The organism is Pseudomonas sp. SK3(2021) (genome assembly GCF_016772375.1).
GTDB lineage: Bacteria > Pseudomonadota > Gammaproteobacteria > Pseudomonadales > Pseudomonadaceae > Aquipseudomonas > Aquipseudomonas chlororaphis_I.
The window spans coordinates 21,096-43,435 of the sequence record NZ_CP061943.1 but is presented as its reverse complement, the minus strand read 5'-3'; the positions used below and the strand labels follow the sequence as shown (position 1 = coordinate 43,435).

Sequence of the window (22,340 nt, the reverse complement as noted above, 5' to 3'; positions counted from 1 at the left end):
GATTGATGAGCTGTCCCGATCAAGGAGCCGCATAATGCATAAGATATTTACGGTACTGGCAATCTTGCTGCTTGCCATCTCGATACTCAGCGCTTTGCTCGGGTTGGCTGGCATTGCTAGTGGGGCAAGCGGCAGTGGGGGCATTTCCGACTCTGTCGACGTTGCGTTCCTGGTTGCCAAATGGCTGCTCGCCTTGAGCCTGTTGTCTGGAGTGCTGGCTATTGCCTGGCCCAGGAGTGGATGAGGCTGGATAAGGTTTCAGGATTCACAGGGTTATGAGCAGGTCTCCCCGTGCCCGGCTTATAACGGCAGCTCGTAAACGAGTATGACTTGGCGGTCATAATCTTCAATAACGCGTTCATCTTCACTTAACGCTGCATAACGGTGGCGTTCCCCTCCGAAGCCGCTACACTGCGCCAGCCGTTCATTTTTTCTTTGGGGCTGTGCGCATGAAATTTCGTTTTCTGCTGTGGATGATGGGGCTGTTGATGGGCAAGGCCAGCCGGACCAATCCGGCGTTCCAGCAGCAGTTGGGTGACAAGGAACTGGTGTTTCAACTGCAGACGCTGGATGGCAAGGTGGCGCGGCATTTCCGGGTGAAGGACCAGCGGATTACCAGCAAGTCGGGTCTGTATCCCGAGCCGGCGTTTGCTATTGCCTTTAAAGACGCGGCCTACGGTTTTGCCACGATGCAGGCGAAAAACAAGCAATTGGCCTTTATGACCGGGATTCAGGACAAGTCGATCCAGATCAAGGGCAACCCGGCGCTGGTGATCTGGTTCCAGGGGCTGACCAAGTACCTGAAGCCGAAGAAGGCCAAGCCGAAGGCTTGAGGGCGGGCTGTATACCAGCCGGAAGATGATCGCGGGCAAGCCTCGCTCCTACGGGAGCGGGGCTTTTTTCTGGGTGTCAGTGCTGGCTGAACTGCGAGGCCAGTTCGCGTAGCAGCACTTCGGCTTCGAGGACTTTGCTGACCACGTCTTCGGCTTTGTCGCGGGACAGGCCGAGGCGTTCGAGCAGGGCGTCAGGAATGTCCTCGACTGGGCCGGAGCCGATGCCGCGGCTGCGCAGCAGGCGCACGGCCAGGCACACCAGGTTCGGGTATTCGGCGTAGGCGCCGTCATAGCTTGGGTCGTGCTGGAAGCGCAAGGCAGTGCACAGCTCGTCCGGCATGTCCCAGTAGCGCATCAGCCAGGCGCCGATCTGCTCGCGGCTGATGCCCAGCAGGTGCTGTTCGACGTAGCTGTGGCACAGGTGCGGGTTGACCTCCAGGTGGCGGCAGATCAGCGAGAAGTGTGGGGGGAAGACGTGGGCCAGCAGCAGGTAGCCGAAGTTGTGCAGCAGGCCGGCGAGGTAGGTCAGGCCGGCTTCCGGGCGCTGGGCGCGGGGCATGGCGCGGGTCAGGCCTTCGATGACGGCGGCGGTGTAGATCGACTGCTGCCAGTACGGCGTGCTGTGTTGCGGGCGGTCCTTGGGCAGGCTCAGGGTCTTGCCCAGGGCCAGGCCCAGCGCCAGGTTGATCACCAGGTCGAAGCCCAGCACGCGGACGATGGCGTCTTCCACCGAGCGGATCTTGCCCGGCGAGGCGTAGTAGGGCGAGGCCGCCCAGCTCACCACTTGCGCAGCCAGGGCCGGGTCGGTTTCCACCACGCCGGTGATGTCGTCGATGGTGGCATTGGGGTCGACCCGCAGCTTGATGATCTTCTGCGCGGTTTCGGCGAGCGGCGGAATCTCGATGGTCGCTTCCAGGCGTTGCTGGATGCGCCGGGCGGTGAAGGCCTGCACCGCCTGGGTGATTTCCTCGCGGTCGTCGTCCGGGCGGTCGAGGTTCGGGCGGATGCTGCTCAGGGCTTCGCCGAAGTTGCCGGCGCTGGCCTTGCTCAACATGCTCTTGAAGGCGTCGCTGGTGATTTCCAGGAGCAGCCCCGGCTCGCCGGAGTTGATCAGCAGGTGCGGCTCGCGCAGCAGGCTTTCTTCATACAGGCAGGGCGAGCTGGTGAGCGCCGGCAGGCCGGGCAGCAGGCTCAGGTTGTGTTTGCCGAGCATGCGCTCCAGGCGTTCCGTGGAGACGGCGGTCAGGCGGCGGCCGGTCAGTTCGGCGAGGCGATTGAGGTCCAGCAACTGGCTCTGCGGGAACAGCACCATCAGCGCGCCGACGGCGTCGTCCAGCAGGACCGCCTGTACTTTGCGCGCGGCTGGCAGGCCTGGGTGGTCGAGGACTTCCGTGAAGCCGATGTTCAGCTTGCCGAGCAGCAGCCGGATTACAGACGGAGCGTGCGGGGCTGCGGTGGCGAGGGCAACTTCTGTCATGGTCTGTATCCGTTTTCAAACAATTTCAGGAGTATAACCAGCTTGATCGGGGCATTCGCCCCATAACTGAGACGCTGCTCACACTTGGCCGTATTGCTGCCCATGGCGCAGCCAGCGTTCCAGCAGCGGGCTGACGTGATGCGGCCAACGCTCCAGCAAGGCCTGGGCGGCATCGCGCACGGCCGGCAGCAGGTCGGCGTCGCGCATCAGGTCGGCGACCTTGAATTGCAGCAGTCCGGTCTGGCGGGTGCCGAGCATCTCGCCGGGGCCGCGCAGTTCCAGGTCCTTTTCGGCAATGACGAAGCCGTCGTTGGTTTCGCGCATGATGCCCAGGCGCTGGCGGCCGATCTGCGACAAGGGCGGATGGTAGAGCATGACGCAATGGCTGGCGGCGCTGCCCCGACCCACGCGACCGCGCAGCTGGTGCAGCTGGGCCAGGCCCAGGCGTTCGGGGTTCTCGATGATCATCAGGCTGGCGTTGGGCACATCGACGCCGACTTCGATCACGGTAGTGGCCACCAGCAACTGCAATTCACCGGCTTTGAACCGGCCCATGACCTCGGCCTTTTCCGCCGGCTTCATGCGTCCGTGGATCAGGCCGACCCGCAGCTCGCCCAGGGCGCTGCTGAGGTCTTCGTAAGTGGTTTCCGCGGCCTGGCAGGTCAGCTCCTCGGATTCCTCGATCAGCGTGCACACCCAATAGGCCTGGCGCCCTTCGGCGCAGGCGGCGCGCACCCGCTCGATGACTTCGACGCGCCGCGAGTCGGTCACCAGCACGGTGTTCACCGGCGTGCGGCCAGGGGGCAGCTCGTCGAGGATAGAGGTGTCCAGGTCGGCGTAGGCGCTCATCGCCAGGGTCCGTGGAATCGGTGTGGCGGTCATGATCAGCTGGTGCGGGCACAGGCGTCCGCCCACGCCTTTCTGGCGCAGGGCCAGGCGCTGCTGCACGCCGAAGCGGTGTTGTTCGTCGATGATCACCAGCGCCAGGTTCTTGAACTGCACTTCGTCCTGGAACAGCGCGTGGGTGCCGACCACCATGGGCGCGCCGGCGGCGATCTGTTCCAGGGCCGCGGTGCGGTTCTTGCCCTTGAGCTTGCCGGCCAGCCAGGCGACTTCCAGCCCCAGCGGCTCGAGCCAGCGCTTGAAGGTGATGAAGTGTTGCTCGGCGAGGATCTCGGTCGGCGCCATCAGCGCCACCTGATAACCGGCCTCCAGCGCCTGCAGGGCGGCGAGGGCGGCGACCACGGTCTTGCCGGCCCCCACGTCGCCCTGGATCAGCCGCAGCATCGGCTCGGGCTGGCTGAGGTCGTAGGCGATCTCGTTGCCGACCCGCTGCTGCGCGCCGGTGGGCGGAAAACCGAGGTTCTTCAGGTACTGCGCCGGCAGCCGGGTGGCCTTGGGCAGCGCCGGGGCGAGTTGCGAGCGCAGGCTTTCGCGCAGGCGCTGCTGGGACAGCTGATGGGTCAGCAGTTCCTCGAACGCCAGGCGATGCTGTGCCCAATGGTGACCCAGGGCCAGCTCATCGACATCGGCGTCGGCCGGCGGGTGGTGCAGGTAGCGGATCGCCTCGTCCAGCGGCGCCAGTTGGTAGTCCCGCGCCAACTCTTGCGGCAGCCAGTCCGGCAGGCTGCGCGGGCCGAGCAGGGCCAGGCTCTGCTGGCACAGCATGCGCAGGCGTTGCTGGGTCAGGCCTTCGGTGAGCGGGTAGATGGGGGTCAGCGTCTGGTCCACGGGCGGCGGTTCATCGCCGCTGATGGCGCGGTATTCCGGGTGGTAGATTTCCAGTCCCGAGGCACCAGGGCGGGCTTCGCCATAACAGCGCACGCGGGTGCCGCGCTTGAGGCCTTCCTTCTGCGCGTTGCTGAAATGATAGAAGCGCAGGCTGAGCCCGCCGGTGCCGTCCTGCAGGCGTACCAGCAGGCTGCGGCGCTTGCCCATCACCACGTCGGCGCCGCTGACGGTGCCTTCGATCACCGCATCCTGCCCAGGGCGCAGCGCGCCGATCGGCACCACGCGCGTGCGGTCCTGATAACGCAGGGGCAAGTGGAACAGTACGTCCTGCAGGTTCTCCAGGCCGACCTTGGCCAGCTTTTCGGCCATGGCTTCGCCAACGCCCTTGAGTGCCGTGACCGGCACGTTCGACAGCTCAGTCATCGCGACGGTTTAACTCGCGGCAGGCGGCTTGGCCACCGAACACAGGCGGATCGAGTCGGCGAGGATCTCGATGGCTTTCGGCCGCGGGAAGCTGGCGCGCCAGGCGATCGCCACGGTGCGGAATGGCACGGGCGCGCTCAGCGGCCGCACTTCGATCACGCCCGGGGCGTAGTGATGGCTGTCCACCGCCGAGAGCGGCAGGATCGAGACGCCAAGGCCGGAAGCGACCATGTGGCGAATGGTTTCCAGGGAGCTGGATTCCACCGTGGTGTGCTTGGCGCCGTCGTTGCCTTTGGCCAGGGTCGGGCAGGCCTCGAGTACCTGGTCGCGGAAACAGTGGCCTTCGCCCAGCAGCAACAGGCTCTTGTCGTTGAGCAGGTTGGCGTCGATGCTCTCTTTCTGGGTCCAGGGGTGGGTGCTTGGCATCAGCACGTAGAAGGGTTCGTCGTACAGCGGCAGGGTCAGCACGTCGGCTTCGTTGAATGGCAGGGCGATGATGATCGCGTCCAGTTCGCCGTTGCGCAGCTTGTCGCGCAGCACGTGGGTGAAGTTCTCTTCGATGTACAACGGCATCTGCGGGGCAACCCGGTGCAGTTGCGGGATCAGGTGCGGGAACAGGTAGGGGCCGACGGTGTAGATCGCGCCGACTTTCAGCGGGGCAGTCAGCTGGTTCTTGCCGGCCTGGGCCAGTTCGCGAATGCCCTGGGCCTGTTCGAGGACCTTTTGCGCCTGGGCGACAATGCCTTCGCCGACCGGTGTCAGACGTACCGCACTCTTGCTGCGCTCGAAAATCAGCACACCGAGTTCGTCTTCAAGCTTCTTCACGCCGACCGACAGGGTCGGCTGGCTGACATGGCAACGCTCGGCCGCGTGGCCGAAGTGCTGCTCTTGGGCGAGGGTAACGATGTAGCGTAATTCAGTCAGAGTCATAGCGGACGTCCATGAGGTTGCGGGCCAAGCATACCGGCTGCAATCGATAGACGCACGTTATCAGACTCAATGCTCGCTGTGACACCGGGCAATGCATGCAGGTCTGCCCAGAAAAGCAAAAAAGGCACCTTGGGGTGCCTTTTTGCTGGGGATAGCCTGTGCGCCATGCTCAGCGGCGACGTTTCTCCAGGGAGTAAACGAAGGGCGCGACGATCTCGATCGAGCCGTTGTTGAGCATGTCCGCCGGTGGCTTGGGCAGCGGCTGGGCGCGGCGGATCATTTCCAGGGTGGCCCGGTCCAGATCGGCGTTGCCCGAGCGTCCCACCAGCTCATAGGACAGCACGTTGCCTTGGGCGTCGACCACGAAGCGCAGCCGGTTCAGGCCTTCCTTGCCGCGTGCCTGAGCACCCGGCGGGTACTTCTTGTACTTGGCCAGGTGCGCCAGCAGCGTGCCTTGCCAGCTTTCCTTGGCGGCGATCTGGGCCGGCGAGGGGCCCGGAGCAGGTGCCGAGGACGGTGCCGCGGTGGGCGTCGGCGGAGCGTCGCTGGGCTTCTCTTCGCTGGGCTTTTCCTTCGGCGGTTCCGGCTTTTTCTCCACCGGCTTGGGCGGTTGTGGCTTGGGCTTGGGTTTGACCGGCTTGGGCACGGAAATCGTCGGCTTCGGCGCTTGCGCGAGTTTCGGCAACGGTAATTCTTCGACCGGAGCCGGCGGCTGCGGTGGCGTCACGACCTTGGGCGGTGCGGGAGGAGGCGGTGCCGGCAGCGGCGCCAACTCGACCATCATCGCCTGGGGTGGCAGCTCGACCGGCGTGGGGGAACTCCAGTTGAGCGCGAGCAGGATCGCGACCGCATGGACCCCCAGGACGATGGCCAGGCTAGCGCTGTAACGCGTCAGTTTTTGGCGCGTCGTGATCATTTCTTGGTAGCCGTCTCAAGTCCGACCAGGCCGACCTTCAGGTATCCGGCGGCCCGCAGGGCATCCATCACGCTCATCAGGTCGCCGTAATCCACGCCTTTGTCGGCCTGGAAGAAGATCGTCGTGTCTTTTTTGCCCTGGGTCTTGGCGTCGAGGGTGGCGCCGAGGGCTTCGGCCTTCACTTCGTCGTCGCCAAGGTACAGGCGTTGGTCGGCCTTGACGCTGAGAAACACCGGTTTCTCGGGGCGTGGCGCCGGTTTGGCCGTCGAGGCCGGGAGATCGACCTTGATGTCCACGGTGGCCAGCGGCGCCGCGACCATGAAGATGATCAGCAGCACCAGCATCACGTCGATGAACGGCGTGACGTTGATTTCGTGGTTTTCGGCGAGATCGTCTTCCGCGCCTTCTTTCAAATGCAGGCCCATGGCGGATTACCCTACTTTGGCCACATGAGGTTGCGCAGAGCGCTCGGCGGTCGGCAGGTGATCGAGATCACGGCTGACCAGCAGCAGGACTTGCGCGGAAGCGTCGGAGACCTGGGCCTTGTAGCCGGCGATGGAGCGGGCGAAGACGTTGTAGATGACCACCGCCGGAATGGCCGCGACCAGGCCCAGGGCGGTGGCCAGCAGGGCTTCGGCGATGCCGGGAGCGACGACGGCGAGGTTGGTGGTCTGGGTTTTGGCGATGCCGATGAAGCTGTTCATGATGCCCCACACCGTACCGAACAGGCCGACGAAGGGCGCGGTGGAACCGATGGTGGCGAGCACGCCGGTGCCGCTGCTCATGTTGCGGCCACAGGCGGCTACCAGGCGCTCGAGGCGGAAGCTGACGCGTTCCTTGATGCCTTCTTTTTCGCGGCTGTTGGCCGACAGGCGCATTTCTTCCAGGGCGTCATGGACCAGCAGATTGGCCAGGGTGCCTTCTTTGGCGGCGGTGACGCTGGCTTCCTTGAGGGTGGTGGCCTTTTTCAGGGCGAGGATCTCACCGCGCAGGCGACGCTTGGCGCCCATCAACTCGAAGCCTTTGGCGATCCAGATGGTCCAGGTGATGATCGAGGCGATGGCCAGGCCGATCATCACCAGCTTCACGATGATGTCGGCGTTCTGGTACATGCCCCAAGGGGACAGGTCGTGGGCCATGCCCAGGCTGTTGTCCGCTTCGAGGGCTTCAGGCGCATCGCCGGCCGGCTCGCCGTCGGCAGGCACCGGCGCTGCTGCGACCGGGGTGGCTACCGCCGCCGCGGCATCGGCCGGCGCGTGGGCTGCCGCAGGTGTCGAGGCGCCAGTCGGGGCCTGTTCATCGGCGAAAGCCGCGGTCGGTGCCAGCAGCAGGCTGAGCAGCAACGCTGCGGCCGCGCTCATGGCGCGTAGCGGGCTTGGGCGTTGGGTTGGCGAAGCGGAGAATGGATTGCGTGTCATGCTGGCCGGACCTGAGAGGAAAAAGGGTAAGTGTCCTTCTAGGCCTCGCAGGGCCGAGAACAAATGGGCCGTCATTATTGCAACTAATTCTTGTTAACAGAAGTAATAGAGTATCTTTTTTTCTTTGATTGCTAGCCGCTCGTTCATTGCCGACGCTAGTCTGTGCCTTTCTGATAGGAGTTTTCTGATGTCCGCCCCTTCTGTTCTGATCGCTGGTTGCGGTGATATCGGCAGTCGTCTGGCGAAGCAACTGCTGGCTGAAAACTGGCGGGTCTACGGCTTGCGGCGCACGGTTTCGCAATTGCCGGAGGGTGTGATCGGCGTGGCGGGCGATCTTTTCAGTGAGCAGTGCCCGGCAGCCTGGCCCGCCACACCGCTGGATTACCTGGTGTACAGCGCGGCCGCCACCGAGCATGACGAGGCGGGCTATCGCGCGGCCTATGTCGAGGGGCTGACCCATGTCCTGGGCTGGCTCAAGCAGAGCGGGCAGGCGCCGAAGCGCCTGTTGTTCGTTTCCAGCAGCAGCGTCTATGGGCAGAAAGACGGCGAGTGGATCGACGAGACTTCGCCGGCGCAGGCTGACAGCTATTCCGGCCGGCTGATGCTCGAGGCCGAGCAAGTGGCTTTGCAGAGCGGCATGCCCGCCAGCCTGGTGCGCCTGACCGGGATTTACGGCCCGGGGCGGGAATGGCTGTTGAACCAGGTGCGCCAGGGGTATCGCGTGGCCATCGATCCGCCGTTGTATGGCAACCGCATCCATGCCGACGATGCCGCGGGGTTGCTGGCCTTCCTGCTGCAGGCCGATCGGCGTGGCGTGGCGCTTGAGGACTGCTACATCGGGGTCGACGACGCACCGGTGCCGTTGGCGGACGTGGTGGGCTGGCTGCGCGAGTACCTGGGCGTGACCGAGTGGGCAGAGAGTTCGAGTGTGCGACGCTCTGGCAGCAAGCGCTGCAGCAATGCCCGGGCCAAGGCCCTGGGTTGGGAGCCGCGTTATCCGAGTTTTCGCGAGGGTTATGCGGAGATTATCGGAGGCTGAAACTGCAGGAGCGAGCTTGCTCGCGATAGCGGTCTGACCTGAGACAGCGCTGATCGCGAGCAAGCTCGCTCCTGCAGGGAGGCGGGGATCACTGTTTTTCCAGTAGCCACTGGCGCTTACCCGGGGTGAGGGACGGTACCTCGTCCGCCTGGGCAGTGTTGATAGGCTGGAAGATTTCCAGTTTCTTGCCGTCGCGGGCAAAGATCCACGGGTTGCCCTGGCCGTTGAGCTGCAGCCACAGGTTGTCGTAGCCGCCGCTCATCGACGCGCAGTCGCCGGCGAGGCAGAGTGCATAGCGATCGGCACCTGGCAGGCCCATGACCTGGCCGTTGGACTGGAACAACACGGTGCCGCCTTCGCCCGGGCCGTTGACGATTTTCCATTCGCCGCCCAGGTAGGCCGAGTACAACGCGCGCTCGAAGTTGGCGCCCAGAGGCGCGCCTTCCGGGGCCGGGTCCTTGGGACGATCGAAGACCTGTTCCGGCTCGTTGTCGTTGGCTTCTTGCAGCAGCTGTTTGCCGTCGCGTTTCAATTCGCTGGCGGAGCTGCCGTAGAAATCGATTTTCCAGGCGCCGGACTCTTCAGCCAGCACCTTGCCTTCGACGTTTTCGAAGCCATTGGTGTAGCGCGCCTGGCTGGCCTTGGTGTTGACGTCCCATTCCAGGTTCGGGCCGTAGCCTTGCAGGGCTTCGCGCAGCGGTCCGCCTTTGGCGGCGGCGTCGATGGCGACTTGGTTGATCCAAGTGCCACTGATGTCACGGTCGGCGGGATCGCTGGCGCAGCCGCCAAGGAACAGGGCGCACAACGAGAGGGCTAGCGCTTTGCGCATGAGGAAATCCTTTCAGAACGAAGACGGCGCGGCCCGGGTGGCCGTGCCGGACGTGTTACTCGATGACCAGGATGGCATCCATTTCAACCTGCGCGCCTTTTGGCAGGGCGGCAACGCCGATGGCGGCGCGGGCAGGGTAAGGCTGCTGGAAGTACTTGCCCATGATCTCGTTGACCTTGGCGAAGTGGCTCAGGTCGGTGAGGAAGATGTTGAGCTTGACGATGTCCTTGAACGAACCACCGGCGGCCTCGGCCACGGACTTGAGGTTCTCGAATACCTGGACGGTCTGGGCTTCGAAGCCTTCCACCAGTTCCATGGTCTTTGGATCGAGCGGGATCTGGCCGGACATGTAGACAGTGTTGCCTGCCTTGATCGCCTGGGAATAGGTGCCGATCGCGGCGGGTGCCTTGTCGCTGGTGATAACGGTCTTGGTCATGAATGACTCCTTGTAATGGGCGGGCTATATAGCGAGCTATGCACGCATGCGAGTGATGCGAATGACCCCGGTCAGGGCGCGCAGTTTCTTGATCACGCGGGCCAGGTGCACACGGTCGTGCACGCTGACCACCAGTTGGACCACGCTGATGCGACCATCCCGTTCGTCCATGCTGATTTTCTCGATATTGCCGTCGGCCGCGTTGACGCTGCTGGCCAGCAGGGCGATCAGGCCACGCTGGTGTTCCAGTTCGACGCGCAACTCGACGTTGAACTCGCCGGTGACATCCTTGGCCCACGAAAGCTGGATGCATTTTTCCGGGTTGTGGCGGATTTCACTGATATTGCGGCAGTTGTCCAGGTGCACCACCATCCCTTTGCCCGCGGACAGGTGGCCGACAATCGGGTCGCCCGGGATCGGCGTGCAGCACTTGGCGTAGCTCAGGACCAGGCCTTCGGTGCCGCGAATGGCCAGCGGACCTTCCGGGCTTGGCAGCTGTTCGCCTTCGCCGAGCAGGCGGCGGGCGACCACATAGGCCATGCGGTTGCCCAGGCCGATGTCTTCCAGCAGGTCTTCGATCAGCTCCAGGCGGTACTCGGTGAGCATCGCTTGCACGCGTTCGGCGGGGATCTTCTCCAGCGAACTGTCGAAACCGTTGAGCACCTTGTTCAACAGGCGCTCGCCCAGGCTGATGGATTCGGAACGGCGTTGCAGTTTCAGCGCGTGGCGAATGTGGGTGCGAGCCTTGCCGGTGACCACGAAGTTGAGCCAGGCCGGGTTGGGGCGTGCGCCCGGGGCGCTGACGATTTCCACGGTGGAGCCGCTTTGCAGCGGTTCGGACAGCGGCGCCAGGCGGCGATTGATACGGCAGGCGATGCAGCTGTTGCCGACGTCGGTGTGCACCGCGTAGGCGAAGTCCACTGCGGTGGAGCCTTTGGGCAGCTCCATGATCCGGCCCTTCGGCGTGAACACGTAGACCTCGTCCGGGAACAGGTCGATCTTCACGCTCTCGATGAACTCCAGGGAGTTGCCGGCGCGTTGCTGCATCTCCAGCACGCCCTTGACCCACTGACGAGCCCGGGCATGGGTGCCCTTTGGCTGCTCGTCACCGCTGGATTTGTACAGCCAGTGGGCGGCGATGCCGTTGTTGGCCATCTCTTCCATTTCGCGGGTGCGGATCTGGATCTCGATCGGAACACCATGCATGCCGAACAGCGTGGTATGCAGCGACTGGTAGCCGTTGGCCTTGGGAATCGCGATGTAATCCTTGAAGCGACCTGGCAACGGCTTGTACAGGTTGTGTACGGCGCCGAGCACGCGGTAGCAGGTATCGACCTTGTCGACGATGATCCGGAACGCATAGACGTCCATGATCTCGTTGAAGGCCCGGCGTTTGCCGCGCATCTTTTTATAGATGCCATACAAGTGCTTCTGGCGGCCGCTGACCTCGCCCTGGATGCCGTCGATGGCCAGGCAGTGGCTCAGGGACTCTTCGATCTTGTTGACGATTTCCTTGCGGTTGCCCCGGGCGCGCTTGACCGCCTGGTAGATCCGCGCGGAACGCATCGGGTGCATGGCCTTGAAGCCGAGGTCTTCGAATTCGATGCGGATGCTGTGCATGCCCAGGCGGTTGGCGATGGGCGCGTAGATCTCCAGGGTTTCCTTGGCGATCCGCCGGCGTTTTTCACCGGACAGCACTTCCAGGGTGCGCATGTTGTGCAGGCGGTCGGCCAGCTTGACCAGGATCACGCGAATGTCGCGCGCCATGGCCATGGCCATCTTCTGGAAGTTTTCCGCTTGGGCTTCGGCCTTGGTCTCGAAGTTCATCTGGGTCAGTTTGCTGACCCCGTCGACCAGTTCGGCCACGGTTTCACCGAACTGCGCTTGCAGCGCCTCTTTGGCGATACCGGTGTCTTCGATCACATCATGCAGCATGGCCGCCATCAGGCTCTGATGGTCCATATGCATGTCGGCGAGAATGTTTGCGACCGCTAATGGGTGCGTGACGTACGCCTCGCCGCTGCGACGGCGCTGACCGTCATGGGCTTGTTCGGCGTAGAAATACGCTCGGCGGACCAGATTGACCTGGTCCGTGCCGAGATAGGTCGATAAGCGATCGGCGAGGGCGTCTATGCTCGGCATGATGACTCCTGCCGTAAGCTGTGATCCCGCGCCGTGCTACGTCGACCAGGCATAGGCTTAGACGGCCTCGTTGGACTCGTCCTCGAAAGCAGCAAAAAGCGGTTCATCTTCAACGATTTCGGCTTCGGCGATAGCTGCGTAGTCGATCAGGCCTTCAGCGATTTCACGCAGGGCGACGACGGTAGGCTTGTCGTTTTCCCATGCTACTTTCGGCTCTTTGCCGCCGGTTGCCAGTTGACGGGCACGCTTGGTAGAGAGCATGACCAGCTCAAAGCGGTTATCCACGTGTTCTAGACAGTCTTCAACGGTTACGCGGGCCATGGTCTTCCTCGTAGCAAATGCAATATGCGCGCTGCCCGGATGGGCGAGCGGACTCAACAGTTTAAAAAATCACCAGCGATTAGGGAAGCGCTGATTTTTTAACCAAGCCTTCCGACGCGCTACAAGCGCCAATGTAAAGCCCTTGCAGCGGTTTTGGGAAGTGCTATTCAGCCCAGCAATTCGGCGAGCAATTTGCCGAAACGCTGTTGCTGATGCTTTTGGTGCAGCTGGTTGGTGCGGAAAATCGCCTTCAGGTCGTCCAGCGCATGGGCGAAATCGTCGTTGATGATCAGGTAGTCGTAGTCGACGTAGTGGCTCATCTCGCTGACGGCTTCGCGCATCCGACCTTCGATGATCTCGTCGCTGTCCTGGCCGCGGTTGGTCAGGCGCTGACGCAAGGCTTGCTGGGACGGCGGCAGGATGAAGATCGAACGAGCCTGGGGCATCAGCTTGCGCACTTGCTCGGCACCTTGCCAGTCGATCTCCAGGATCAGGTCGTGACCTTCATCCAGGGTCTGCTGCAAGTGGCTTTGGGAAGTGCCATAGAGATTGCCGAAGACTTCGGCGCGCTCGAGGAAGTCGCCGTGCTCGCCCATTTTCACGAATGCTTCGCGCGAGACGAAGTGGTAGTTCACACCGTCCACTTCACCCGGGCGCATGGCGCGGGTGGTGTGGGAAACGGAAACGCGGATCGACGGGTCGGCGTCGATCAGGGCCTTGACCAGGCTGGTCTTGCCCGCGCCCGAGGGGGCGGAAATGATGTAGAGGGTGCCGGTGCTGTGGTTCATGTCTGGGTAGCCTTACTCAATATTCTGTACTTGTTCGCGCATCTGCTCGATCAACACCTTGAGGTTGACCGCAGCCTGGGTGCTGCGCGGGTCGAAGGCCTTGGAGCCCAGTGTGTTGGCTTCGCGGTTGAGCTCCTGCATCAGGAAGTCCAGGCGCCGGCCGGCGGCGCCGCCGGACTTGAGTACGCGGCGCACTTCGATGATGTGGGTGCTCAGGCGGTCCAGTTCTTCGGCGACGTCGCTCTTCTGGGCGAGCATCACCATTTCCTGTTCCAGGCGGGTAGGGTCCAGCTCGGCCTGCATGTCGGCGAAGCGATCGAGAACCTTCTGGCGCTGGGTCGCGAGCATCTGCGGGACCAGTTCGCGCAGGGTCACGACGTCTTCCTCGATGGAGGTCAGGCGTTCGTTGATCAGCCGGGCCAGTTCCGCACCTTCTCGCTCGCGGCCGCTCTTCAACTCTTTCAGTCCCTGGTTGAACAGGCTCAGGGCTTCGATGTTCAGCGCCTGCGGGTCACTGGCATCGGCCACCAGGACCCCGGGCCAGGCCAGCACTTCCAGTGGGTTCAGCGCCGCCGGCTGTTTGATCAGGCTGGCAACGGATTCGGCTGCCGCCACCAGTTGTGCGGCGCGCTCCCGGTCGACCTGCAGTGGTTTGCCGGTGGTTTCTTCGGTGAAGCGCAAGGTGCATTCGAGCTTGCCGCGCGACAGTCCCTGGCGTAGCGCCTCGCGGACCGCGCCTTCCAGGTCGCGAAAGGATTCCGGCAAGCGCAGGTGCGGTTCCAGGTAACGGCTGTTGACCGAGCGCAGCTCCCAACTCAGGGTGCCCTGAGTGCCGGCCCGTTCTACCCGGGCGAAGGCGGTCATGCTGTGCACCATGGAGGTACCTCCGATACAGGTCCGCCGCCAACCTTGGAAGGTTGCACGGGCCCGATATGAATGAATTGAAGCCGACAGGCTGCGAAGGCGCAGGATTGTAGCGCAGTGCGATGGATGCTCCCAAACTGCGGGTGTGACAAAGCACTGCGAAGCGACCGGAGGGCCATTCCAGAGGTGTCGCCGACGGGGCGGGTTTTTTAGAACTGCCCAGGTGGGGCCGCGGGCTCTATAATGACCGGCAGTTTTCCGTCCCCGTACAGGTATTTCCCTATGAAACGTCCAAGTGGTCGCGCTGCCGATCAGCTCCGCTCGATCCGCATCACCCGCAACTACACCAAGCATGCCGAGGGATCTGTACTGGTCGAGTTCGGTGATACCAAAGTGATTTGCACGGTCAGCGTCGAGAACGGTGTGCCCCGCTTCCTCAAGGGGCAGGGCCAGGGTTGGTTGACCGCCGAATACGGCATGCTGCCGCGCGCCACCGGCGAGCGTAACCAGCGTGAGGCCAGTCGTGGCAAGCAAGGCGGTCGCACCCTGGAGATCCAGCGTCTGATCGGTCGCTCCCTGCGCGCCGCGCTGGATATGACCAAGCTGGGCGACGTCACCCTGTATGTCGACTGCGATGTGATCCAGGCCGATGGTGGTACCCGTACCGCGTCGATCACCGGTGCCATGGTGGCCCTGGTGGATGCGCTGAAAGTGATCAAGAAGCGTGGCGGCCTGAAGGGCGGCGACCCGATCAAGCAAATGATCGCGGCGGTGTCCGTGGGCATGTACCAGGGCGAGCCGGTGCTGGATCTGGATTACCTGGAAGACTCGGCGGCCGAGACCGACCTGAACGTGGTCATGACCAGCACTGGCGGCTTCATCGAAGTCCAGGGCACTGCCGAAGGCGCGCCGTTCCAGCCGGAAGAGCTGAACGCCATGCTGGCGTTGGCCAAGAAAGGCATGAGCGAGATCTTTGAATTGCAACAGGCAGCCCTGGCTGACTGATTGCCCGGTAGCTTTCAGCAAGGAAGGAGAGCAGCATGAACGACGACCAGCTTCCGCAACCTGTTCCGAGCCATGAGGTGCGTCAGTGGGCGATGTTCTGTCACCTGTCGGCCTTGCTGGGCATCTGGATTCCGTTCGGCACCCTGATCGGCCCGTTGATCCTCTGGCAGATGAAGCGCGAGACGGACCCGTTCATCGATGCCCAGGGCAAGGAAGCACTGAACTTTCAGATCACCGTGGCCCTTGCCTCGCTGGTCTGCTTCCTGCTGATGGTGGTGCTGGTGGGTTTCCTGCTTTTCGGTCTGCTGGCGATCGGCGCCCTGGTGCTGACCATCATCGCCGGGGTCAAGGCCAATGAAGGGGTGGCGTATCGTTACCCCTTCACCTGGCGATTGATCAAATAGGCCGAGCACCCACAAAAAAGCCGACAGTGATGTCGGCTTTTTTGTGGCTGCGAAAAGACGCTTAGATGGTCAGCGTCCAGTCGTAGTCCACGATCAGCGGCGCGTGCTGCGAGAAGCGCGGCTGGCGTGGCAGGCGTGCGCTGCGCACGAAGCGACGCAGGCCCGGGGTCAGCAGCTGATAGTCGAAGCGCCAGCCCAGGTTGAGCATCTCGGCCTGTTCGTTGTCCGGCCACCAGCTGTATTGATCGCCTTCGCGGCTGACTTCGCGCAGGGCGTCGACATACCCCATGTTGCCGACAATCTCGTCCATCCAGGCACGCTCAGGCGCCAGGAAGCCCGGAGATTGCTGGCTGTCACGCCAGTTCTTGATATCCAGCTTCTGTTGCGCCACGTACAGCGAGCCACAATAAATGTACTCGCGACGTTTGCGCCGCTGTTTATCCAGGTAACGGGCGAAGTCGTCCATAAGCTTGAACTTCTGGTTCAAATCTTCATCGCCGTTCTGCCCGGAAGGAAGCAGCAAGGTCGCGATGCTGACCTTGTCGAAATCGGCTTGCAGGTAGCGCCCGTAGCGGTCGGCCGTCTCGAAGCCGAGACCGCTGATGACAGCCTTCGGTTGCAACCGCGAATACAAAGCCACACCGCCTTGGGCGGGAACTTCGGCATCGCAGGCATAAAGGAAGTAGCCATCCAGTTGGAAGGCTGGATCGTCCAGTTCAAAGGCGGAGGCGCGGGTGTCCTGCAGGCAGATGACGTCGGCATTCTGTGCTTGCAGCCAACTGAGCAAACCTCGCTCCACTGCAGCCTGAATACCATTGACGTTCACACTGATGATCCGCATAAATGGCCCCAAAAATCACGTGCGTGTATGATACCCGAGGTCTACCTAATTAGCTAAATCCGTGGTATTTGGGGCTTTTTCATGCAGGCGTATCAGCGCGATTTCATTCGTTTTGCCATCGATCGCGGGGTTTTGCGCTTCGGTGAGTTCACCCTGAAGTCCGGGCGTACCAGTCCTTACTTCTTCAATGCCGGCCTGTTCAACAGCGGTTCGGCCCTGGCGCAGCTGGGGCGTTTTTATGCCGCGGCAATCGTCGACAGCGGCATTTCTTTCGATGTGCTGTTTGGCCCGGCATACAAAGGCATTCCTTTGGCGGCGGCGACGGCCGTGGCCCTGGCCGAGCATCATCAGCGCGATCTGCCATGGTGCTTCAACCGCAAGGAAGCCAAGGCTCACGGCGAAGGCGGCAGCCTGGTCGGCGCGCCATTGACTGGCGACGTGCTGATCATCGACGACGTGATCACCGCGGGCACGGCGATTCGCGAAGTGATGCAGATCATCGAATCCCAGGAAGGCGCCAAGGCGGCGGGTGTGTTGATTGCCCTGAACCGCCAGGAGCGTGGCAACGGTGAGTTGTCGGCGATCCAGGAAGTCGAGCGCGACTTCGGCATTCCGGTGGTGAGCATCGTTTCCCTGACCCAGGTCTTGCAGTTCCTGGCGGACGATCCGGTGCTCAAGCAGCATCTGCCGGCGGTGGAAGCCTACCGCGCGCAATTCGGCGTCTGATTCCGTAGGGGCGAGGCTTGCCCGCGATAGCGATGTGTCAGGCCAGACCGCTATCGCGAGCAAGCTCGCTCCTACAGAAGGCGCAATGAAAAAGACCCCGTCGGGCCAGGCCGGACGGGGTCTTTTTTACTGCGGTGCTTCTTAAGGACGCTTGCGATTGCTGATCAGGGTGCCGACACCGGTATCGGTGAAGATCTCCAGCAGAATCGCGTTGGGTACGCGACCGTCGATGATCAACGAGCTGCCCACGCCGCCTTGTACCGCTTCCAGTGCGCAACGAATCTTCGGCAGCATGCCGCCGTAGATGGTGCCGTCTTCGATCAGGGCATCGACCTGTTGGGTGGTCAGGCCGGTCAGGACCTTGCCCGACTTGTCCATCAGGCCGGCGATGTTGGTCAGCAGCATCAGCTTCTCGGCTTTCAGCGCCTCGGCCACCTTGCCGGCCACCAGGTCGGCGTTGATGTTGTACGACTCGCCGTTGGCGCCGACGCCGATCGGGGCGATCACCGGGATGAAATCACCTTTGACCAGCAGGTTCAGCAGGTCGGTGTTGATGCCGACCACTTCGCCGACGTGGCCGATGTCGATGATTTCCGGGGTGGTCATTTCCGGCGTCTTGCGGGTGACGGTGAGCTTCTTCGCGCGAATCAGCTCCGCGTCCTTGCCGGTCAGGCCGATGGCGCTGCCGCCATGCCGGTTGATCAGGTTGACGATGTCCTTGTTCACCTGGCCGCCGAGGACCATCTCCACCACGTCCATGGTCGCCGCGTCGGTGACGCGCATGCCATCGATGAAGTGGCTTTCGATGGACAGGCGCTTGAGCAGGTCACCGATTTGCGGGCCGCCGCCGTGCACCACTACCGGGTTGATCCCGACAGCCTTCATCAGCACGATGTCGCGGGCGAAGCCGGTCTTCAGCTCCTCGCTTTCCATCGCGTTGCCGCCGTATTTGATCACCAGGGTCTTGCCGACATAGCGGCGAATGTAAGGCAGCGCTTCGGACAGGACCTTGGCGGTATTGGCGGCGGCATCGCGTTCGAGGGTCATTCAGGGCTCCGGCACTTCAATAAAGGCGCTTGAAGAAAATCAAAACGGTAGTTGGAGGTCAGGTGCAACACGTTTCAGCTGGGTGTGGAACACATCCTTGATGCGCTGCAGTTCGGCTTCGTCATCGGCTTCGAAACGCAGTACCAGCACCGGTGTGGTGTTGGAGGCGCGAACCAGGCCCCAGCCTTTGGGGTAGTCGACTCGTACGCCGTCGATGGTGGTCAGGTCGGCGCCTTCGCCCCATTGCGCGTCGTGCAGCGCATCAATGATGCTGAATTTGCTCTCTTCGGTCACATGGATATTGATTTCCGGCGTAGAAATATCGTTCGGGAAGGTAGCAAACAGCTCTTCCGCGTTGGATTTTTCCTTGCTGAGGATCTCCAGCAGCCGCGCGGCACTGTAGATACCGTCGTCGAAACCGAACCAGCGTTCCTTGAAGAAGACATGCCCGCTCATTTCACCGGCCAGCAACGCGCCGCTCTGCTTCATTTTCTTTTTGATCAGCGAGTGGCCGGTCTTCCACATGAGTGGGCGTCCGCCGTATTCCTTGATCAGCGGGATCAGGCGGCGGGTGCACTTGACGTCGAAGATGATCTCCGCGCCCGGGTTGCGGGCTACCACGTCCTTGGCGAACAGCATCAGCAGGCGATCGGGGAAGACAATGCTGCCGGTGTTGGTCACGACGCCGACGCGGTCGCCGTCGCCGTCGAAGGCCAGGCCGATGTCGGCGTTGGTCTCTGCGACCTTGGCGATCAGGTCTTCCAGGTTCTCGGGCTTGCCCGGGTCCGGGTGGTGGTTGGGGAAGTTGCCGTCCACTTCGCAGAACAGCGGGATGACTTCGCAGTTCAGCGCTTCGATCAGCTGAGGTGCGATGACGCCGGCCGCGCCGTTGCCGCAGTCGACCACCACTTTCAGGCGGCGCGCGAGTTTGACGTCGGCGGTGATTTCCTTGCCATAGCGATCGAGGATATCGACCTTGGTGATGCTGCCCTGGCCGCTGCTCAGGTTGTTGCTCTTGAGGCGATCGTGCAGGGCCTGGATCTGTTCGTTGGCCAGGGTATCGCCAGCGATGACGATCTTGAAGCCGTTGTAGTTCGATGGGTTGTGGCTGCCGGTGAGCATCACTCCGGATTTGCCAGCCAGCACGTTGGCCGCGTAATACAGCGCCGGTGTCGGTACCAGGCCGACATCGCTGACGTGGCAACCACTGTCGTGCAGGCCCTGGATCAACTGCTCTACCAGCTCAGGGCCGGACAGGCGACCGTCACGGCCTACGCAAACGTTGGGTTCGCCCTGGGCCAGGCTCTCGGAGCCAATGGCGCGACCGATCCAGTAGGCGGTTTCAGCGTTCAGGGTTTCCGGAACGGTTCCGCGAATGTCGTAAGCGCGAAAGATGCTTTCAGGGAACTTGGGTACGACTTGGGCTGCATTGCTCATCACTGGGGGTGCTCCGTCTAAAAGGGGGCAGGACAGGCCGGAATACTGACCGGAAGGCTCAAACTGAAGGGTATGACGGCGTTTTTGCCCTTGGGTTCATGGTGCAAAAATGCCATCTGATGAGCGTCAGCTCTTTTCGATCACCTTGTGCCGCGATTCCGGGTGGTCAAGTCTGCGAATAAATCTGCTAAGTTTTTTGTGCTGAAACCCAGCCCACCAATCTTAGGCGAGCCGCTGGAGCGGCCCGGATTTTTTGCTCAATGGCTGCCGGAGTGACCGAAACCGCCCGCGCCGCGCTGGCTTTCGTCGAAGGCTTCGACCACTTCGAAGTGCGCCTGGACCACGGGTACCAGCACCAGCTGGGCAATGCGTTCGCCGACGGCGATGTTGAATGCGGTATGGCCACGGTTCCAGCAGGAGACCATGAGTTCGCCCTGGTAATCGGAGTCGATCAGGCCGACCAGGTTGCCCAGGACAATGCCGTGCTTGTGACCCAGGCCGGAGCGCGGCAGGATCAGCGCGGCGAGGCCAGGATCACCGATGTAGACGGACAGGCCGGTAGGAATCAGCAGGGTCTGGCCCGGTTCCAGGAGGGTGTCCTGCTTGAGCATGGCGCGCAGGTCGAGGCCGGCGGAGCCTGGCGTGGCGTACTGCGGCAGAGGGAATTCGTTGCCGATGCGTGGGTCGAGGATCTTGGCTTGTAAAGCGTGCATGCGAGTTAAACCTGGTTCAGCCGTTCGGCGATGAAAGAGATCAGTTGGCGGGCAATCTTGCCCTTGCTGGTCTGGGCGAAGAGAGTTGCGTGCAACTCCCGGTCAATCACGCTGCAGGCGTTTTCCTCGCTGTTGAAGCCAATGCTCGGGTTGGCCACGTCGTTGGCGACGATCAGGTCGAGGTTCTTGTCTTTGAGTTTGCGCGCAGCGTAGTCGAGCAAGTGTTCGGTTTCAGCGGCGAAGCCGACGCTGAACGGACGGTCGGGGCGGGTGGCGATGGTGGCCAGGATGTCCGGGTTGCGCACCATCTGCAGCAGCAGGCCATCACCGTTCGTAGGGTCTTTCTTCAATTTCTGTGGGGCGACGACTTCCGGGCGGTAGTCCGCGACTGCGGCCGAGGCGATGAACAGGTCGCAGGGGATGGCGGCCTCACAGGCGGCGAGCATGTCGCGGGCGCTGACCACGTCGATGCGGGTCACGCGATCCGGGGTCGGCAGGTGCACCGGACCGGTGATCAGGGTCACCCGGGCACCGGCTTCGACCGCGGCTTCAGCCAGGGCAAAGCCCATTTTTCCGGAGCTGTGGTTGGTGATGTAGCGCACCGGGTCGATGTTTTCCTGGGTCGGGCCGGCGGTAATCAGCACGTGTTTGCCGGTCAGCGCCAGGTGCTGGAAGCAGTCGGCGGCGCACAGCGCCAGCTCGTTGGCTTCGAGCATGCGGCCCAGGCCGACGTCGCCGCAGGCCTGGCTGCCGGAAGCCGGGCCGAAGACTTTCAGGCCACGGCTTTGCAGCAATTGGGTATTGGCCTGGGTGGCCGGGTCGCGCCACATGGCCTGGTTCATGGCCGGGGCGATGGCGACGGTGGCATCGGTGGCCAGGACCAGGGTGGTCAGCAGGTCGTCGGCGATGCCTTGGGCCAGGCGGGCGATCAGGTCGGCGGTGGCCGGGGCGATCAGCACCAGGTCGGCCCATTTGGCCAGTTCGATATGGCCCATGGCGGCTTCGGCCGCGGGGTCGAGCAGGTCCAGGTGGACCGGGTGCCCGGACAGGGCCTGCATGGTCAGCGGGGTGATGAATTCACTGCCGCCACGGGTCATGACCACACGCACTTCCGCGCCATGGTCGAGGAGTCGGCGAACCAGCTCGGCGCTCTTATAGGCAGCGATGCCGCCGCCGACGCCGAGAACGATGCGTTTCCGATACAGCCGCTGCATAGGCCTGCCTTTCAGTTCAATGATTGCTGCGTGTAACACCCCCTCCCCAGGGGAAATCCCACGCAAAAAGATGGGCTAAGATAGCACAGCGACCGCTATGGAACAGCGGCGCCCACACACATGGAGGTGCTATGAGCATTCGCGACTGGCCTGCGGCGGAGCGCCCGCGGGAGAAGCTTCTCGAACAGGGCGCGCTGACCCTTTCCGATGCGGAATTGCTGGCAATCTTCCTGCGCACCGGGGTCGCCGGAAAAAGCGCGGTCGACCTGGCGCGACACCTGTTGCATCAGTTCGGCAGCCTGCGTGGCCTGCTCGAGGCGGACCAATTGACCTTCAGTCGGCAACTGGGCCTGGGTCCGGCCAAGTTCGCACAATTGCAGGCGGTGCTGGAAATGGCGCGGCGGCATCTGGCGGAAAAGCTCAGCCGCAATTCGGTGCTGGAAAGCCCGGTGGCGGTCCGCGACTACCTCAAGGCGATGTTGCGGCATGAGCCGCATGAGGTCTTCGGTTGCCTGTTCCTCGACTCCAAGCACCGGGTGCTGGCGTTCGAGGCTCTGTTCCAGGGCTCCATCAACACCACCAGCGTCTATCCGCGGCAAGTGGTCAAACGTGCCCTGGCACACAACGCGGCCGCACTGATCCTGTGCCACAACCATCCTTCGGGCGTCTCCGAGCCGAGCCAGGCGGATCGGGTGCTGACCCGCAGGCTCACGGAAGCGCTGGACCTGGTGGATGTGCGCGTACTCGACCATTTCATCGTCGGCGAGGGTGAGCCACTGTCGATGGCCGAGTACGGCTGGATGTAG

Annotated in this window: 23 protein-coding genes and 1 pseudogene; 7 read left to right on the top strand and 17 right to left on the bottom strand. The window is 62.8% G+C overall.

Annotated elements, in window-relative coordinates; translation table 11 throughout:
- The first annotated feature begins 34 nt into the window (after positions 1-34).
- Together IF690_RS00220 and IF690_RS00215 are read left to right on the top strand one after the other, a co-directional pair.
- Positions 35-244: a hypothetical protein gene (locus tag IF690_RS00220; RefSeq protein WP_202698386.1), complete on the top strand. Its 210-nt coding sequence runs from the start codon at positions 35-37 to the stop codon at positions 242-244.
- Between the two features lie 205 nt (positions 245-449).
- Entirely contained in the window at positions 450-833 is a 384-nt protein-coding gene (locus IF690_RS00215) for a helicase (RefSeq protein ID WP_202698385.1), read from the top strand.
- Positions 834-909: 76 nt separating this feature from the next.
- On the opposite strand, the gene IF690_RS00210 is transcribed toward IF690_RS00215, so the two are convergent.
- The 6 genes from IF690_RS00210 to exbB form a co-directional block, all read right to left on the bottom strand.
- Positions 910-2,310 carry an aminoacyl-tRNA deacylase and HDOD domain-containing protein gene (locus IF690_RS00210; protein ID WP_202698384.1) on the bottom strand — a complete coding sequence of 467 codons (1,401 nt, stop codon included), beginning with the start codon at positions 2,308-2,310 and terminating at the stop codon, positions 910-912.
- 78 nt (positions 2,311-2,388) lie between these two features.
- Positions 2,389-4,464: an ATP-dependent DNA helicase RecG gene (gene recG / locus IF690_RS00205; protein WP_202698383.1), complete on the bottom strand. Its 2,076-nt coding sequence runs from the start codon at positions 4,462-4,464 to the stop codon at positions 2,389-2,391.
- Positions 4,465-4,473: 9 nt separating this feature from the next.
- Positions 4,474-5,394, bottom strand: a complete 921-nt coding sequence (locus IF690_RS00200; protein WP_009051573.1) for a hydrogen peroxide-inducible genes activator — start codon at positions 5,392-5,394, stop codon at positions 4,474-4,476.
- 169 nt (positions 5,395-5,563) lie between these two features.
- Positions 5,564-6,310, bottom strand: coding sequence for an energy transducer TonB family protein (locus IF690_RS00195; RefSeq protein WP_023967817.1), 747 nt, complete (start codon positions 6,308-6,310; stop codon positions 5,564-5,566).
- Positions 6,307-6,735, bottom strand: a complete 429-nt coding sequence (exbD, locus tag IF690_RS00190) for a TonB system transport protein ExbD (RefSeq protein WP_007921142.1) — start codon at positions 6,733-6,735, stop codon at positions 6,307-6,309. The genes IF690_RS00195 and exbD overlap by 4 nt, the downstream gene beginning before the upstream one ends.
- Before the next feature lie 6 nt (positions 6,736-6,741).
- On the bottom strand, positions 6,742-7,728 hold the full coding sequence (gene exbB, locus IF690_RS00185) for a tonB-system energizer ExbB (protein ID WP_202698382.1): 987 nt from the start codon (positions 7,726-7,728) through the stop codon (positions 6,742-6,744).
- A 187-nt stretch (positions 7,729-7,915) separates the two neighbouring features.
- Between exbB and IF690_RS00180 the strand changes: the two genes are divergently transcribed.
- Positions 7,916-8,767: an SDR family oxidoreductase gene (locus IF690_RS00180; RefSeq protein ID WP_202698381.1), complete on the top strand. Its 852-nt coding sequence runs from the start codon at positions 7,916-7,918 to the stop codon at positions 8,765-8,767.
- Between the two features lie 88 nt (positions 8,768-8,855).
- Here the strand turns inward: IF690_RS00180 and IF690_RS00175 are convergent, their stop codons facing one another.
- The 6 genes from IF690_RS00175 to IF690_RS00150 all read right to left on the bottom strand — a co-directional run bounded on the left by IF690_RS00175 (position 8,856) and on the right by IF690_RS00150 (position 14,159).
- Complete coding sequence (locus IF690_RS00175) at positions 8,856-9,596, bottom strand: putative periplasmic lipoprotein (protein ID WP_202698380.1); 741 nt, start codon at positions 9,594-9,596, stop codon at positions 8,856-8,858.
- A gap of 55 nt (positions 9,597-9,651) precedes the next feature.
- A complete protein-coding gene (gene ridA, locus IF690_RS00170; RefSeq protein ID WP_007921133.1) occupies positions 9,652-10,032 on the bottom strand; it encodes a deaminase RidA in 381 nt (126 codons plus the stop codon).
- Between the two features lie 36 nt (positions 10,033-10,068).
- Positions 10,069-12,174 (bottom strand): bifunctional GTP diphosphokinase/guanosine-3',5'-bis pyrophosphate 3'-pyrophosphohydrolase, encoded by a 2,106-nt coding sequence (gene spoT / locus IF690_RS00165; RefSeq protein ID WP_123572277.1) that lies wholly within the window; start codon positions 12,172-12,174, stop codon positions 10,069-10,071.
- Positions 12,175-12,231: 57 nt separating this feature from the next.
- Positions 12,232-12,495: a DNA-directed RNA polymerase subunit omega gene (gene rpoZ, locus IF690_RS00160; RefSeq protein ID WP_007921129.1), complete on the bottom strand. Its 264-nt coding sequence runs from the start codon at positions 12,493-12,495 to the stop codon at positions 12,232-12,234.
- Between the two features lie 167 nt (positions 12,496-12,662).
- Positions 12,663-13,283, bottom strand: a complete 621-nt coding sequence (gene gmk / locus IF690_RS00155; protein ID WP_009051568.1) for a guanylate kinase — start codon at positions 13,281-13,283, stop codon at positions 12,663-12,665.
- 12 nt (positions 13,284-13,295) lie between these two features.
- Positions 13,296-14,159: a YicC/YloC family endoribonuclease gene (locus IF690_RS00150; protein WP_202698379.1), complete on the bottom strand. Its 864-nt coding sequence runs from the start codon at positions 14,157-14,159 to the stop codon at positions 13,296-13,298.
- A 270-nt stretch (positions 14,160-14,429) separates the two neighbouring features.
- On the opposite strand from IF690_RS00150, the gene rph reads away from it, so the two are divergent.
- Complete coding sequence (rph, locus tag IF690_RS00145) at positions 14,430-15,152, top strand: ribonuclease PH (protein ID WP_007921124.1); 723 nt, start codon at positions 14,430-14,432, stop codon at positions 15,150-15,152.
- 35 nt (positions 15,153-15,187) lie between these two features.
- Positions 15,188-15,556 (top strand): DUF4870 domain-containing protein, encoded by a 369-nt coding sequence (locus IF690_RS00140; RefSeq protein WP_202698378.1) that lies wholly within the window; start codon positions 15,188-15,190, stop codon positions 15,554-15,556.
- A 61-nt stretch (positions 15,557-15,617) separates the two neighbouring features.
- Here IF690_RS00140 and crc read toward each other — a convergent pair whose 3' ends face one another.
- Entirely contained in the window at positions 15,618-16,397 is a 780-nt protein-coding gene (gene crc / locus IF690_RS00135; protein ID WP_003176915.1) for a catabolite repression control protein Crc, read from the bottom strand.
- An 81-nt stretch (positions 16,398-16,478) separates the two neighbouring features.
- Between crc and pyrE the strand changes: the two genes are divergently transcribed.
- Positions 16,479-17,123 carry an orotate phosphoribosyltransferase gene (pyrE, locus tag IF690_RS00130; RefSeq protein ID WP_025807015.1) on the top strand — a complete coding sequence of 215 codons (645 nt, stop codon included), beginning with the start codon at positions 16,479-16,481 and terminating at the stop codon, positions 17,121-17,123.
- A gap of 141 nt (positions 17,124-17,264) precedes the next feature.
- Here the strand turns inward: pyrE and argB are convergent, their stop codons facing one another.
- The 4 genes and pseudogenes from argB to coaBC all read right to left on the bottom strand — a co-directional run bounded on the left by argB (position 17,265) and on the right by coaBC (position 21,534).
- Entirely contained in the window at positions 17,265-18,170 is a 906-nt protein-coding gene (gene argB / locus IF690_RS00125; RefSeq protein ID WP_007921120.1) for an acetylglutamate kinase, read from the bottom strand.
- A gap of 39 nt (positions 18,171-18,209) precedes the next feature.
- A pseudogene (locus IF690_RS00120) lies at positions 18,210-19,613 on the bottom strand (phosphomannomutase/phosphoglucomutase); the annotation flags it as partial.
- A gap of 251 nt (positions 19,614-19,864) precedes the next feature.
- On the bottom strand, positions 19,865-20,320 hold the full coding sequence (gene dut, locus IF690_RS00115; RefSeq protein WP_202698376.1) for a dUTP diphosphatase: 456 nt from the start codon (positions 20,318-20,320) through the stop codon (positions 19,865-19,867).
- A gap of 5 nt (positions 20,321-20,325) precedes the next feature.
- Positions 20,326-21,534, bottom strand: coding sequence for a bifunctional phosphopantothenoylcysteine decarboxylase/phosphopantothenate--cysteine ligase CoaBC (gene coaBC / locus IF690_RS00110; protein ID WP_202698375.1), 1,209 nt, complete (start codon positions 21,532-21,534; stop codon positions 20,326-20,328).
- A gap of 131 nt (positions 21,535-21,665) precedes the next feature.
- On the opposite strand from coaBC, the gene radC reads away from it, so the two are divergent.
- Positions 21,666-22,340 (top strand): RadC family protein, encoded by a 675-nt coding sequence (gene radC, locus IF690_RS00105; protein ID WP_202698374.1) that lies wholly within the window; start codon positions 21,666-21,668, stop codon positions 22,338-22,340.